The organism is Coleofasciculus sp. D1-CHI-01 (assembly GCF_040218875.1).
Classification (GTDB): domain Bacteria; phylum Cyanobacteriota; class Cyanobacteriia; order Cyanobacteriales; family Coleofasciculaceae; genus Coleofasciculus.
The window spans coordinates 1-14,265 of the sequence record NZ_JAVJQP010000194.1 but is presented as its reverse complement, the minus strand read 5'-3'; the positions used below and the strand labels follow the sequence as shown (position 1 = coordinate 14,265).

Here is a 14,265-nt window from a genome sequence, read left to right as displayed (position 1 = left end):
TGTGAGGAACTAATCGTGAATCAACATCACCTAAGATTTTGGGGAAAAATAGGTCTATTGTGCCTAATTGCTGGTGCTATTCCGTGGGATGCCAATCTTGCTATTGCCAAGACAACTGAGTTAGAATTCAGGGTTCCAGAGGAAGCCACTCATCCCCTTAATAATCTCCACGTTGGACTTAGCGATCGCACGCCTCTATCCGCGACACCTCTGAAGCAGACGGGGACAACGGATCAACCGACTCATCTACAAATAGCACAAGAGGTAGAGAATAATAACTCCACAGTCACCTCTGTCTCAGATATGTTAGAACGCCTCGATTCAGAGTCATCCCCGATGGGACAAGTTACCTCAGTCTCCCAACTCTCCGATGTCTCTCCCGGAGACTGGGCGTATGAAGCCCTGAGAAGCTTAGTTGAACGGTATGGTTGCATTGCAGGTTATCCTGATGGCACCTTTCGGGGAAACCGCGCCCTGACTCGCTACGAGTTCGCGGCTGGGTTAAATGCGTGTTTGCAACAAATTGAACGGTTAATCGTGGGGACAGAGGTAGATGACACCGAGTTAGTCACATTAAGGCGACTTATTGAGGAATTTGAAGCCGAACTCGCTACCCTGGGCGCAAGAGTCGATAATTTAGAAGGACGAGTCGCCTTTTTAGAAGACCACCAGTTTTCCACAACCACCAAATTAAATGGTGAAGTTATTTTCTCACTCGTTGGTGCAACCAGTGATGAGGAAGATGCCAATATTATTCTGGCTGACCGAGTGCGCTTGAACCTAAATACCAGTTTTACCGGTCAAGATTTACTGATTACCGGCTTACAAGCGTATAACTTTGGCGGCGATATCACCGGGGCGGGTAGCGTTCAAGGGGCGTTATTTCCAGGACGAGACGCTTTTTTAAGTGAAGGTTCCACGAAACTCAGTTTTGAACCCCAGTTTCCCGAATTTAATCCTCAAGACTTGAGTGATAGTGCGGGTTCTAATGACGTTGAACTCTACAAACTCCTGTACATTTTCCCATCCGGAGTCAACAACTTAACCCTATTTGCGGGAACAGCCGCAGAAGCATCGGATGCTTTTCCAGCCATTATCCCCTTTTCTAGTGAAGGACAGGGGGCGATTTCTCGATTTGCTACATTGAACCCCGTTTTACGTGTATCTGGGGGAACATCCCAAACGGGTTTAGCCTCAGCTGCGGGGTTTATTTGGGGTATTTCTGATGCAATCGACTTGCGGGCGTTATACGGTAGCGTCAATGCGGCGATTCCGGAACAAGGTGGCAACAATATATTGGGTTCAGGTTTCTTTGGTGGGAGTACTGTCGCCTCAGCGCAGCTTACGCTCAAACCTAGTTCTCAATTTGATATTGGTCTGAACTATGCTTATAGTTACCACGACCTGAATATTATGGGTCTAGGATTAACTCGATTTTCCTCCAACCCGCTGAATATTCCTGGACGCACGGTTGATGGAGATGGTAATCCCATTGTTGGTGGGATCTTAGATACACCCGTTCACGTTAATTCCTTGGGTGCTACCGCAACCTGGCGTATTTCTCCGAAAATTTCGCTGACGGGTTACGGTGCTTATTTCTTTGTTGATGCTGTCGCTGGTGCAGATGCATCATCTGATTTCACGACTTGGATGGCGGGGTTACATTTCCAAGACTTATTTAAAGAAGGGAATACGGCGGGTCTAATTTTTGGACAACCTTTGCATCGGGTAGAAGCAGATGGTGAGGCTAACTTGACAGAACCCGGTGTTGACCGAGAAACGCCTTACCATCTAGAAGCGTTTTACAACTTTAAGGTTAGTGATAACGTCAGTATTACGCCAGGAGCATTTGTTCTGTTTAACCCAGAAAGCGATGGTAATAACGATACCGCTTTAGTCGGTGTACTGCGAACTACATTTACCTTCTAGTAGTTGACCCAACCTTGGGTTTCAACCCAATCAACCCATAGCGAAAGTCAGCACTAAAATGCAACTACTAACTCCCCAAAAGAACAAGGACACGGCAATGCCGTGTCCCTAAGATATCACTGATGTTCTAGAATAATTACGCGATCGCCATAGCGGGTTCGTGCCAACGCCCAACGGCTTTACCAATCACTGCCATTTCTGGGACTAAGCTATCAAAGTGATCTGGTGTCAGGGATTGGGGTCCGTCGGATAAGGCTTTAGCTGGATTAGGGTGAACTTCAATCATCAACGAATCCGCCCCGGCTGCGATCGCGGCTTTTGCCATTGAGGGTACATACTCAAACCAACCTGTACCGTGACTGGGGTCAATCATGATCGGCAAATGGGTGAGCGATCGCAATACGGGTAACACCGATAAATCCAATGTATTCCGGGCATATTTCCGGTCAAATCCTCGGACACCCCGTTCACACAGAATCACATTGGGATTTCCCCCAGCTAAAACATACTCCGCCGCCATTAACCATTCATCAATGGTTGCCGACATTCCCCGCTTTAATAATACGGGTTTATCCTGAGCGCCAACTTTTTTCAACAGGGAGAAATTCTGCATATTGCGGGCACCGACTTGCACCACATCGGCTACCTCAGCAATTTTATCCACATCGGCTGTATCCATGACTTCGGTAATGATCCCCAAACCCGAAGCCTCCCGTGCGGCGGCGAGTAACCCTAAGGCACTTTCTCCATGACCTTGGAAGGAATAGGGCGACGTCCGAGGCTTATAAGCACCTCCCCGCAAAAACTTAGCGCCCGCCGCTTTTACCCGACGCGCCGTTTCAACAATCATCTCCTCATTTTCTACCGAACACGGACCAGCTACCAGCACCACGGGATGCTGCTCTCCAAAGTGAACAGCTCCATCGGGTGTTGATACTACAACTTCGCCAGCTTCCCCATGACGATATTCGCGGCTTGCCCGTTTAAAGGGCTTCTCAACCCGCAGCACTTCTTCTATCCAGGGGCTAATTTCCTGAATTTGCAGCGGATCTAAAGCTGCCGTTTCACCGACTAAACCGATAACAACCTTGTGTTTACCAACAATCGGTTCAGGCGTTAGACCCTGTTCGCTGAGTTCCTGACTAATGCGATTGATTTCGGCTTCTGGAGAGCCGACTTTCATGACTACAATCATAAGTTTTAAGGTTTAAGTTTTCAATTTGATTGGGGAAGGGATAGGTTTTGACCCTTCGCTTTGTTAATCGGGGATGGTGTGTGAGTTCACTCTCCCTGCTCCCCCTGCTCCCAGACGTAGCATGCTACGTCTCTACATGGCTCCCCCTGCGTTCCTAGCAATAACCGAAAGAAAAAAGAGCTAGCTTTTTTTAGCCTCTCTCGCCTCACGCCATGCTGATGTGAGTCGTCCTAAGTTGGTTGTGAATTCTTGCCAACCCAGTAACGTTCCTGGACTGTCTTCCTCCCAGGATGCTGAAAGAACACCATAGGTTAATCCCAAAACACCTAAGCCAAAAAATCCCATACTTACCAGAACCACCGCTACATTGGGTAACTCGATCTCCAGGTTGACTACCGCAAGATAGCTCACCACAAATGAAAGCATTCCCAACGCGGTTGGAATACCGCAAAGTAGTGCCATACGGCGCACCATACGCTTACTCACCTGATCAGGAATAGTCATCGACTCAGGAGTAGAAGCCTTTGGTTGATCCGGTTTGGCTGGGGATTTCGCTTTACCTTTATTCGCTACAGGTTTAGCCTGTGATTGCGACTTTTTTTTTCGCTTTTGGCTCGGCTCAAAAGGTAAAGGCTTGCGGGAGGGTTCATCAGACATAAGCTTTAGTCGGTGTTTATCCGCGAATACCTAAGCGCTTAATCAAGGCTTGGTAATGTTCAGGATTGCCTTCACGCACATAACTTAATAAGCGTTTGCGCTGACCAATCATCTTTAATAATCCCCGACGGGAGGCATGATCCTTTTTATTGGCTTGCAGATGTGTACTCAAGCGACTAATGCGATCGCTGAGCATGGCGATTTGCACATCTGCCGAACCTGTATCGGTGTCGTGAATCTGATAGCTGTCAATAATTTCTTGTTTGCGTTCTTGGGTTAAAGCCATGGATAAATGTTCATTGGTATAATCCAGCAGTTTTTGATCATATCATTTTTCATGATTCATGGTATTCGCTCAACGAGCAAGCCAGCTAGATGGTTAATAATTAACGGCTTGAGCGACGAATATCCAGCCACTGCTGGAGTATAATAGCTGCGGCTTTGCGGTCGATCAGAGCTTTATGGCGAGAGGGCGATCGCTTCTCGGCATGAAGTAGCTGTTCAGCTTCAAAAGACGTTAACCGCTCATCCACATATTCTACGGGTAATTGTAGGGAAGCGCTCAAGCGACGGGCATATTTTTGCACCTGTCGCGCCTGGAATCCCAGCGTCCCGTTCATCGAATAGGGTAATCCAATCACCAGAACTTGAACGTCGCGTTGTTCGACGAGTTCTCGAAACTGGGATACATCCTGCTCAAAGGATGTCCGCTTGATTGTAGTCAAACCTGTAGCAATTAAGCCAGTACCATCGCATCCGGCGACACCAATTCGCTTACTGCCAACATCCAAGCCTAAGGCTGAGATTTTCTGCATCATATCAGTTAAAACTATGTCAGGGCGGGTTTAGTTACATCTGGGTAAGGTCAGAAACGATAGTAGTAAAACCCGCCCCTACACACTCACTACTCTCCTACTCCACATCTGTCGAATTGGCTGGCGGTGGAATATCTTTGTCCTTCAGCTTTTGTTTTGCCGAAGAATTGCCATTCACCTTAGACGCAGCATTAGGGTGCTGGGAGAGGGATTCCCACCAGGACATACGGCTGGGGATGGGAGTACGGGCTGGCTGGAGTCCCTGAAGCACTTCTGATAACTGTAACCCTTCTAATTTCTTGGCTTCCCGGATTTTATGCCAGACTGAACGAGACATGAGCAGAGTATGTTCGATTCTCTGAGCCTCTAACTGTTCCAGGTAGTCTTCTCGTTCCGGTTGATAGTCGGCTGAAGCCAGATGCAATGACTGGGCAGGATATTGTTGGGTAATCCGCGCCATTTGTGAGAATAACTCTGGATACAGGCAAGTGTAGGCAGGGTGAACAGTGAGCTGGGCTTCGTGCGCTCGACTCCCATCTCGGCAAAGGGTGAGTTGAAAATAACCAATAGCTGCTTTGCGCTGGGATTCAAACACATAAGCATTGATAACTTCCGTGCGATTGAACCACTGCTGTAGCGTCGAGACTAGCGATCGCATAAATCCTGTTTTAAAATCCTCGATATGACGGTCAAACACTTGACGCACTAACGGAGGCATGGACGCCGTATCTAGCTGATACAATAGTTGAGCATCAGCATTGCTCACCGGGAGCAAGTTGGGTAAATCGGGTTCGCGATCGCCTAGTTTAGCTAAGGTTTGAGCAGAAATTGACCAATATGTCAATTGGGCTAGAGGTTGAAATCCATTCCGCCGATATAGTGCCAGGGTATTTTTATTGTGGATATTGACTTCTAGTAACCAGGTGCGGGCTTCCCAGATCGTCTCGAAGCAATGGCGCAAGAGTGCCGAGCCGGTTTCAAGTTTGGCGGGTTTATTAATGGATTCAGGAGACGGATCGGGAGCAACTAACACCTGTTCCACTCGCCAAGTACTGCGAGTCCGATTAAAGGGTGACACTTTAATTAATCCTCGCAGCCGCTGAAATTGTTCAGCTACATAGAAACAAAAATCATACTGGCAAGGATTCGGAAACCAATTCAAAACCATCAGCAGCCCATACCAGCGTCGAACTTGCTGAAGCTGGCGGATGAAGGTTAACGAGCAGCTATTACACTCCGTATCTGTGGCTTGAGTCGTAAGCTGCTCAATTCTCTCCAAATCGCCGTATTGAATGGGGCGAATGACAGTCTTCGCGTTTTCCGGAACAGGTGAAGTCATGTTGAGTAAAGATGCTAGGAAGCCAACAGCAGACAAGACCAAGTTTTTTGCACTGTAGTATACAGCGACAAGATTCAAGTTACTGTCCTGCCAATATATTAACGATTTTCCCACTCTGTTCATCGGGAACAGGGAATAGGGAACAGGGAACAGGGAACAGGGAACAGGGAACAGGGAACAGGGAACAGGGAACAGGGAACAGGGAACAGGGAACAGGGAACAGGGAAGGTAGAGTTTTGAGTTAACCTCCTCATCTCCCCCCGCTCCCCCGGCTTCCCCCGCTCCCCCGGCTCCCCCAGCTCCCCCCATCTCCCCCAGCTCCCCCATCTCCCTCATCATCACTAGGGACTTTTTTCGTAAACATTTGTAAACTATAAATCATTGATGCTTGTATACTCGCAAACAACCATTGCCTTGCCGCATCTGAATTGGAATGCTGCGTCTTGCAACTAAGACAAGTCTGGGGTTTTCACCATTTTAGGAGTTTTTCATGAACCAACTGATCAAAATTGAGCGCTCTTTGTTGATAGGTCATATCGGGGCTATGGCATTTGGACTGGCAGGGCTACTGCTGGTGTTGCCTCACCCCGAATGGATTATGAGTTTACCGCCACAGGGACAAACCTTGTTTCAATGGTCTATGGCTGGGGGTGGAGTCGTCTACATTATTTTAGGAGCAGCAGCCGTTGCAATTTATGCCTACCGAACGCTGGGACTGTGGCAATGGTTGACGTTCATGGTTCCTGCTATTGTCATTTCCTTGACCAGTGAACTCCTGGGAACAAGTACAGGTTTCCCCTTTGGACACTATGGTTACTTAAGTGGCTTAGGCTATAAAATCGGGGGTCTTGTTCCGTTTACGATTCCCTTATCCTGGTTTTATTTAGGATTGGTGTCTTATCTATTGGCTCGTGCAGGGTTAGAGAGTAGAGTGGCGGCGAACAGGTCAGTCAGTTGGTGGCGTCACTTAGGTGCGATCGCGATCGGTGCTGTCTTACTCACCTCCTGGGACTTCGTTCTTGACCCCGCCATGAGCCAAGCCTCTGTCCCCTTCTGGTTATGGGAGCAACCGGGTGCCTTTTTTGGGATGCCGTATCAAAATTTTGCGGGTTGGTTAGGAACAGGTGCTGTCTTTATGGCTGTCGCAGCTTTATTTTGGCAGAAAACGCCAATGGCATTGTCTAGACGCCAATTGGGATTGCCCTTAGCCGTTTACCTGAGCAACTTTGTCTTTGCGGCTGTGATGAGTATCGGTGCCCAAATATGGGTTCCGATTGGCTTAGGGATCGTGTTAGGCGTTGTTCCCGCCGTGGTATTGTGGCAGATGGCAACGACTACACCCACCTCTAACACCCTCGAACAAGGACAACGCGATCGCACTCCAGAGGCGAAAGTGCCTGTGGCATCTATTAAGTAATTTGTCATTGGTCATTGGTCATTTGTCATTTGTCATTTGTCATACTCGCGGAGCGCCAAGCAAGCTACGTAAAGTCGGGGCGGGTTTAGTTACATCTGGGTGCAACCGAAAAGATAGTAGTGAAACCCGCCCCTACACAATTTCCCCCATCTTCCCCTGCTCCCGATAACTGGATAATTGATAACTGATAACTGATAACTGCTCAGCGATAACTGCTCACCGATAACTGCTCACTGATAACTGATAACTGATAACTGCTCACCGATAACTGATAACTGATAACTGCTCACTGCTCTCCTGCGTAGAATGGTAGTTGCCCTAATCCTATTACTGATCCAGATTCCCGCTACTTTAATCCTGCTTTCACGCCTGCTGAAAGGTCCAGGACGTCGTCCTCCCGTAGAAGCCAAGTCCCCTACCCCCGATCAGGTGGGGGCGGTTAGTATTGTGGTTCCGACTCTCAATGAACGAGAACGCCTCAATCCTTGTCTGATGGGATTAAGTCAGCAGAGTTACGAAGTACGCGAAATTATTGTGGTGGATAGTCACTCTACCGATGGCACACAGGAGTTAGTCAAAGATGCCCAAATCAAAGATCCGCGGTTTCGGCTGATGACCGATGACCCATTGCCACCAGATTGGGTGGGGCGTCCTTGGGCGTTGCATCAGGGCTATTTGCACAGTTGTCCCGATAGTCAGTGGATTTTGGGCATTGATGCGGATACGCAACCGCAACCGGGATTAGTGGCGGGGTTAATCCATATCGCTGAAACTTTAGGGTTTGACCTGGTATCTCTGTCACCGCGATTTATTCTCCACTATCCCGGAGAATGGTGGCTACAACCGGCGCTGTTGATGACGTTAGTCTATCGATTTGGTCCGACAGGGATTACCAGCAATCCCCCTGAAAGGGTGATGGCAAATGGGCAGTGTTTTTTGTGTCGCCGACAGGTTTTAAGCCAACTCGATGGGTATAGCAGTGCCAAGGGTTCATTTTCTGATGATGTGACTCTAGCCCGGTATGCCGCTAGCCAGGGATTTAAGGTGGGGTTTTTGGATGGTGCTAATGTGCTGAAAGTCCGTATGTATGAAGGCGCTTGGGCGACTTGGCAGGAGTGGGGGCGATCGCTAGATTTAAAGGATGCTTCTAGCCCAGGTCAACTCTGGAGTGATCTGTGGCTACTGCTGAGTACCCAGGCATTGCCTCTACCCGTGTCTTTAGTCGTTCTGGTGAGTTTGACCTTCGGCATATCTTCACCCATCCTTATGGCTGTCCTAGGGTTAAATCTAGGGTTATTGGTGATGCGCTGGGCATTAGTGGGCGCGATCGCCCGTTCTTATGATTTCACTTCATCCTCATCCCCCGCCGCTTGGCTATTTTGGCTTTCACCTCTGGCTGATCCCTTAGCTGTGCTGCGGATTTTCTTGTCCGCTAGGCAAAGACCAAAACAGTGGCGGGGGCGGATTTATGGCAGTTAGAGATGGGAAATGGGGGTGCACAGGGGCAGAGGAGACAAGGCAGATGGGGAATCAATTCAAACGTTGGTCAGGGCGGGTTTTGAACAAACGTTATTATCAATAGCGATAAAGAAAGTCCCATTACCCACCCCTACAAATCAGGGGTCAACACTCAAAACGTAGTCAGGGCGGGTTTTGAACAAAACGTTATCATTAACGGCGAGACGAAAGTCCCCAAACTCGCCCCTACACACTCAACACTTCCCCAATCCCTAATTACTCTTCATCACCAGACTTAACTTGGTCTACTCGTTCTAATTGCCAGAGAATCTGGTTGCCTTCACGCCGCACTCGCGAGACAATCCAGTTGCGCCAGGGCCAATGATCTCCCCGACTGGTAACGGCACTGGCATTGATATCCATTAAATCAGCTAGTTCAGAACTACTAATCAGATAGCCCTCACTGGCAATTTCATCAGCAATGCGTAGGGTCTCGATTAAGTTTCCCAGTTGGGCAACTCTAATTTCGCGGGGTAACTCGTCATTGGAATTGTTTGGTGAATCCGGTATTTCTATCATGGGTGTTTCTGATGTAGGAAGGCTCGATGGTACATCTTTGTAACCTACATCAAAAGTGGTCTTTTCATCTGATACCCCTGTTACGGGTGTCTCCTGGGGTAAGGTGGGAGAGGCGGAACTCCTTACTTCTACCAGTTGTGTTAGTCTGGGAAATTTGCCCTTGGCAAAGGCAGTTGCAATTTGATCACAACGTTCGTTGCCTTGATTACCACTGTGTCCCCGTACATATTGCCAAGTGACCAGGGGAGAATTGACCGCATCCAGTTTTTCCCATAAATCTTGATTTAAAACGGCTTTTCCCTGAGAGGTTTTCCAGCCTTTCTTTTTCCAGCCCTTAATCCACTTGGTAATGCCGTTCTTGACGTATTCGCTATCGGTATAGAGGGTAATCGGCTGCGTTTGTCCAGATCTCTGAAGCAGGATCAGGGCTTCAATCGCGGCGAAGAGTTCCATACGGTTATTGGTGGTTTGTGCCGTAGCCCCCCCAATTTCATGCACAGAACCATCGGTAAAATAGACAACTGTACCCCAGCCACCGGGTCCGGGATTACCAGTACAGGCTCCATCAGTATAAACACTTTTGATTTGACGAGTTACAGGCATTGTTTCGCATTATGATTAGACTCCTAACTGGTTGTAGCAGAGTTCTTACCCCATCGGCACAACAGGTGGTCAAGGGGGAGCTGGGGAGGCTGGGGGAGCTGGGGGAGCTGGGGGAACTGGGGAGGCAGAGGGAGTTGGGGAGGCTGGGGGAGCTGGGGAGGCAGAGGGATCTGGGGGAGCAGAGGGAGAGAAAGTGATCGAGTCCGTATGACTGTGTAGGTGCGGGTTTTACCCATAACGTTCCGGCTCAAACCACTACATGAACTAAACCCGCCCCGACTGATCCTTCGCTTCACTCAAGGATATGGTTTTGAGTTACGATCTCAAGTGACTATGATAGATAGTACAATTGTTCATCTCATTGGGGAACAGGTGATTGGGGATTGGAGATTGGGATTGGGGAAGTTTTGACCCTTCGCTTTGCTAGTCGGGCATGGCGCGTGAGTTAAGTCCCTCATCTTCCCTATCTCCCCCATCTCCCTCATCTTCCCTATCTCCCCCATCTCCCCCTTGTCTCCCTTACATCCTGAAGCCTCGTGAGTTACGAACCCCTCCATCACAAATATCGCCCTCAGACGTTTGCCGATTTGGTTGGTCAAGAAGCGATCGCGCAAACCCTCACGAATGCTATTCGTCAAGAGAAAGTTGCCCCTGCTTATTTATTCTGTGGTCCCAGAGGTACGGGAAAAACCTCGTCAGCGCGGATTTTAGCCAAATCCCTTAACTGTCTGACTACCGATAAGCCAACACCTCAACCTTGCGGAACTTGTGACGTTTGTCGCACGATCGCTCAAGGAACCGCCCTGGATATCACCGAAATTGATGCGGCGAGTAATACGGGTGTTGATAATATTCGCGAAATCATCGAACGCGCCCAGTTTGCCCCCGTTCAATGTCGCTACAAGGTGTATGTGGTGGATGAGTGTCACATGCTCAGTAGTGCGGCGTTTAATGCATTACTCAAAACCCTAGAAGAACCCCCTAAACATGTTGTTTTTGTCTTAGCCACCACCGATCCCCAACGAGTTTTACCCACGATTATTTCTCGCTGTCAACGATTTGATTTTCGCCGCATTCCGTTAGCGGCAATGGTCAAGCATCTTCAGTTTATTGCCACCAAAGAAACAATTAATATTACAACAGAAGCGATTACCTTAGTCGCACAAGTGGCGCAAGGGGGATTACGGGATGCCGAAAGTCTGCTGGATCAACTCAGCTTGTTAGCCGGAGAAATAACGGTTGAGTGTATCTGGGATTTAGTTGGGGCAGTACCTGAACAAGACTTGCTAGCATTGAGCCAAGCGATTAAGGATAATCATGCTCAATCCGTTCTCGACTGTTGCCGAAACTTAATGGATCGGGGGCGAGAACCGTTAGTTGTACTGCAAAATTTAGCTGGATTTTATCGGGATTTATTGATTGCTAAAACTGCACCCAGTCGTCAAGATTTAGTAGCTGTCACACCGCCAACCTGGAAACAGTTAGGTGAGTTAGCTCAATCGATGGATACAACGGATATTTTACGCGGACAACAACATTTAAAAAGCAGTGAAGTCCAGGTTAAAAACACAACCCAACCGCGCCTCTGGTTAGAAGTGACTCTGTTAGGTTTATTACCCGACGCATTGCGCGTAGAATCGGCAAGTAATCAGACGCGATCGCAACAGGTTAGTCAACCCAGAACGACCCAGCCGCCAGAACCTCAACATCGTACTCAACCTGCCTCCTCACCCCCGGCGGCGGCGAATCAAACTCCAACTACGACACCCATTTCCTCAACCCCTAAGACTCAATCACCACCCCCAGTAAAATCATTACCCTCACCTCCCTCATCTGCCAATAATGGGACAGTTCCTGCCGTTCCTGTTTCTGAACAATCGGCGAATATAGAACAAATTTGGCAACAGATTATTGACAATGTGCGACCCTATAGTGCCAAAGAATTATTACGTCAGCATTGTCATTTATCTAGTTTTGATGGAACAGTGGCGCAGATAGGGATCAGTACTAAACCTTTGTTAGATCTGGCACAAAAGAAACTGCCAAATATTCAAGCTGCCTTTGAATCTGTCTATCAGAAAGATATCAAAGTCATGTTTAAAATCCTAGGGACTACATCGGCTAAACCAACGGCGACGAATCGGGAGGTGGTTACGCCTTCGCCGTCTAAGTTGCCATCAAATGTAGAAGATGAAGAGGATCAGGACGATAGAGATGATAGAGGAACAGTGATTCCGCAACCGGAACGTCACATAGTCCAGCCGAATGGAACTCCGTCTAATCGTGCCGAGGAAAATATACCAGTTTCTCTACCCCAATCTGCGGTATCAGCACCTATAGATACCGGAGACTGGGATGAGGAAAAAATTAAAGATGCTGTAACTGCCCTAGAGAAATTTTTTGGTGGTAATGTGATTAATCTAGATGACGAATTGAATCTGCCGGAATTGGAGACGAGTTCATCCGCTGAGGAAACCAAGCCAACAATATCTTCGCTTCAATCTCAGTCGTTTAATGATACAGATTCAATCACAATTCAAAATCAGCAAACACCAGAGACAACAACAAATAATTCGGTTCCACGATTACAGCGATCGGATACCTTGAAATACGATGAAAATGGTGATATTGAGTTTTAATCGTATTGGTAGCAATCATCCCAACTATCGCTCTTTCTGGCAACTTTTGGCAGAAATTTTTCCGAATTCCAAGTTATTGCTTGGATTGAAGCATCTAATTAGTTCAATTAATCAATGCCAACCCTTTTATTCTTCTGGTTAATCCGCCCGATTTATTATTTCTTGAATTCGGAGAATGAGAGAAGAGGGATAGTGGGCGCAAGGCTTGCGCCCCTACCTCAAATATTATCCCTGCAACTCTTGAGCATCAACCAAAATCGGATTCACATCAAACCAAGACTCATCCTCATAATAATATTCAAAACACTATAATCATCAGAGAATTTCAGCGCCAAAGGCATGGAATAAAGTGACATCCTCCTACACCGAATCAAAGATTACGGTGTAGGCTTCCTTTGTCGTAGCCTTACGACTACGCTTGGGGCGTTTTATAGTGGGGAATATGCCCAGCCCCACTCTCTTGATGTTAATCGCTGCGTTCCAATCTCGATCCAAAATCAACCCACATAGACACTCGTGTATTCGGATTGATAAATCTTTTTCGACTAGACGATTACAGCAAGAGCATACCTGGCTTGTATTATGGGGTTTTACCTTCACCATCGCTTTACCAGCTTTCGCAGGTTCGATCAGTTCCTGATTAATCACCTGCAAGAGTTGGGTTTTCTGGGGTCCGAGGTACTGATTTAGCCGCTGTCGCATCGTCGCATCACTTTTCGTCTTCGCGGTGATTTCGCCAATCCCAAACGCCAGGGAAACGGTATCATTTTGAGAAACAACGCCCACATCTCCCAGGTTAGGCACTTTAATTCTCACCCCCTGCACCTCGGCGTTTAATACCCTAGCAGCCCCCTGTACCAGCGTCTGTAACCCTGTCAATTTGCCCAGTTGGACGGTTTGCAAACTTTGAGAAATCCGCCGTGCGATCGCCAGTAGCACATCCACAATATCTACATCCGCCATTTCCAAGTCTTCACTCGACTCAAAATAAACGACATGAAACCCATCTGCTTCTAATTCTGCCTTCAGTCGCAATAACTCCGTCGATTTGCCACAACCAATATGTCCAGTAAATAAAGCGCAGGTGGGTTCATCGGGGGAGAAAAAGGTAATATTATCCTTAAGTTCCTCAATAATCTTACCCCAAGCTGATACTGTGGAGTCTGTCATCCAGGATTTACGCTCCACGAAAAGAGAGGTGAAATAAGCCCTGTTGAAAAGGAAATTGCGGAACCAAACCAAACAAAGTCCGCTTGACAAGGACTAATCGAGGGTGTGGAAACCCGCGCAGGCGGGTTTTGTTTGTGTAGCTGCGGTTTCAACCGCCTAAATATGTCAAATTAGCAAAGAAGCGTATTAGAGAGCTATCTTCTTTTCAGTTAGAGCTAAATCTTGTTTAATTTAACAATCAATTTCTCTAAATCTCCAAGAGTCTATTCTGCTGAGATTTTCAAAGCTTACTCGACAACGCCTTTTGCGGGGATCTTTCTTCATTTCATCTTTGCCAGGAAAAAACAAGTTAGTAAAATTCATTAAATAATGCGGTTGTTCGTGTAGCAAAGCTCCCCTATAATCAGTCAACAAAACCTATGAATAGCCAGTTTAGAACAATGGACTCTCCACAAACAGAGTTA

At 47.6% G+C, this 14,265-nt stretch carries 12 protein-coding genes; 4 read left to right on the top strand and 8 right to left on the bottom strand.

Features of this window, described 5'->3' with window-relative positions; translation table 11 throughout:
- The first annotated feature begins 15 nt into the window (after nt 1–15).
- Nucleotides 16–1,929 (top strand): iron uptake porin, encoded by a 1,914-nt coding sequence (locus RIB93_RS32495; RefSeq protein WP_446379452.1) that lies wholly within the window; start codon nt 16–18, stop codon nt 1,927–1,929.
- A 136-nt stretch (nt 1,930–2,065) separates the two neighbouring features.
- Here the strand turns inward: RIB93_RS32495 and aroF are convergent, their stop codons facing one another.
- From aroF to RIB93_RS32470, 5 genes are all read right to left on the bottom strand, one after another.
- On the bottom strand, nt 2,066–3,124 hold the full coding sequence (gene aroF / locus RIB93_RS32490; RefSeq protein WP_446379450.1) for a 3-deoxy-7-phosphoheptulonate synthase: 1,059 nt from the start codon (nt 3,122–3,124) through the stop codon (nt 2,066–2,068).
- A 180-nt stretch (nt 3,125–3,304) separates the two neighbouring features.
- Nucleotides 3,305–3,781 carry a photosystem II biosynthesis protein gene (locus RIB93_RS32485; RefSeq protein ID WP_446379448.1) on the bottom strand — a complete coding sequence of 159 codons (477 nt, stop codon included), beginning with the start codon at nt 3,779–3,781 and terminating at the stop codon, nt 3,305–3,307.
- Nucleotides 3,782–3,797: 16 nt separating this feature from the next.
- Complete coding sequence (gene rpsO, locus RIB93_RS32480; RefSeq protein ID WP_006103631.1) at nt 3,798–4,067, bottom strand: 30S ribosomal protein S15; 270 nt, start codon at nt 4,065–4,067, stop codon at nt 3,798–3,800.
- Nucleotides 4,068–4,167: 100 nt separating this feature from the next.
- Nucleotides 4,168–4,596 carry a Holliday junction resolvase RuvX gene (ruvX, locus tag RIB93_RS32475; RefSeq protein ID WP_446379478.1) on the bottom strand — a complete coding sequence of 143 codons (429 nt, stop codon included), beginning with the start codon at nt 4,594–4,596 and terminating at the stop codon, nt 4,168–4,170.
- A gap of 97 nt (nt 4,597–4,693) precedes the next feature.
- The gene (locus tag RIB93_RS32470; RefSeq protein WP_446379476.1) at nt 4,694–5,935 is read right to left on the bottom strand and encodes a GNAT family N-acetyltransferase; all 1,242 of its coding nucleotides are present in this window, start codon (nt 5,933–5,935) and stop codon (nt 4,694–4,696) included.
- Between the two features lie 490 nt (nt 5,936–6,425).
- On the opposite strand from RIB93_RS32470, the gene cruF reads away from it, so the two are divergent.
- Together cruF and cruG are read left to right on the top strand one after the other, a co-directional pair.
- A complete protein-coding gene (gene cruF, locus RIB93_RS32465) occupies nt 6,426–7,352 on the top strand; it encodes a gamma-carotene 1'-hydroxylase CruF (RefSeq protein ID WP_446379445.1) in 927 nt (308 codons plus the stop codon).
- A gap of 306 nt (nt 7,353–7,658) precedes the next feature.
- Nucleotides 7,659–8,831 carry a 2'-O-glycosyltransferase CruG gene (gene cruG, locus RIB93_RS32460; RefSeq protein ID WP_446379443.1) on the top strand — a complete coding sequence of 391 codons (1,173 nt, stop codon included), beginning with the start codon at nt 7,659–7,661 and terminating at the stop codon, nt 8,829–8,831.
- A 255-nt stretch (nt 8,832–9,086) separates the two neighbouring features.
- On the opposite strand, the gene rnhA is transcribed toward cruG, so the two are convergent.
- On the bottom strand, nt 9,087–9,992 hold the full coding sequence (rnhA, locus tag RIB93_RS32455) for a ribonuclease HI (protein WP_446379441.1): 906 nt from the start codon (nt 9,990–9,992) through the stop codon (nt 9,087–9,089).
- A gap of 536 nt (nt 9,993–10,528) precedes the next feature.
- Between rnhA and RIB93_RS32450 the strand changes: the two genes are divergently transcribed.
- On the top strand, nt 10,529–12,631 hold the full coding sequence (locus RIB93_RS32450; RefSeq protein WP_446379439.1) for a DNA polymerase III subunit gamma/tau: 2,103 nt from the start codon (nt 10,529–10,531) through the stop codon (nt 12,629–12,631).
- 360 nt (nt 12,632–12,991) lie between these two features.
- On the opposite strand, the gene RIB93_RS32445 is transcribed toward RIB93_RS32450, so the two are convergent.
- Both RIB93_RS32445 and RIB93_RS32440 read right to left on the bottom strand, forming a co-directional pair.
- Nucleotides 12,992–13,819, bottom strand: coding sequence for a zinc ribbon domain-containing protein (locus RIB93_RS32445; protein WP_446379437.1), 828 nt, complete (start codon nt 13,817–13,819; stop codon nt 12,992–12,994).
- A gap of 213 nt (nt 13,820–14,032) precedes the next feature.
- Entirely contained in the window at nt 14,033–14,191 is a 159-nt protein-coding gene (locus RIB93_RS32440) for a BglI family type II restriction endonuclease (RefSeq protein ID WP_446379435.1), read from the bottom strand.
- Nucleotides 14,192–14,265 lie beyond the last annotated feature (74 nt).

Excerpts from the sequence above, each read along its gene's own strand:
- aroF (WP_446379450.1), bottom strand. The coding sequence starts at position 3,124 with ATGATTGTAGTCATGAAAGTCGGCTCTCCAGAAGCCGAAATCAATCGC.
- RIB93_RS32485 (WP_446379448.1), bottom strand. The coding sequence starts at position 3,781 with ATGTCTGATGAACCCTCCCGCAAGCCTTTACCTTTTGAGCCGAGCCAA.
- rpsO (WP_006103631.1), bottom strand. The coding sequence starts at position 4,067 with ATGGCTTTAACCCAAGAACGCAAACAAGAAATTATTGACAGCTATCAG.
- ruvX (WP_446379478.1), bottom strand. The coding sequence starts at position 4,596 with ATGCAGAAAATCTCAGCCTTAGGCTTGGATGTTGGCAGTAAGCGAATT.
- RIB93_RS32470 (WP_446379476.1), bottom strand. The coding sequence starts at position 5,935 with ATGACTTCACCTGTTCCGGAAAACGCGAAGACTGTCATTCGCCCCATT.
- cruF (WP_446379445.1), top strand. The coding sequence starts at position 6,426 with ATGAACCAACTGATCAAAATTGAGCGCTCTTTGTTGATAGGTCATATC.
- cruG (WP_446379443.1), top strand. The coding sequence starts at position 7,659 with ATGGTAGTTGCCCTAATCCTATTACTGATCCAGATTCCCGCTACTTTA.
- rnhA (WP_446379441.1), bottom strand. The coding sequence starts at position 9,992 with ATGCCTGTAACTCGTCAAATCAAAAGTGTTTATACTGATGGAGCCTGT.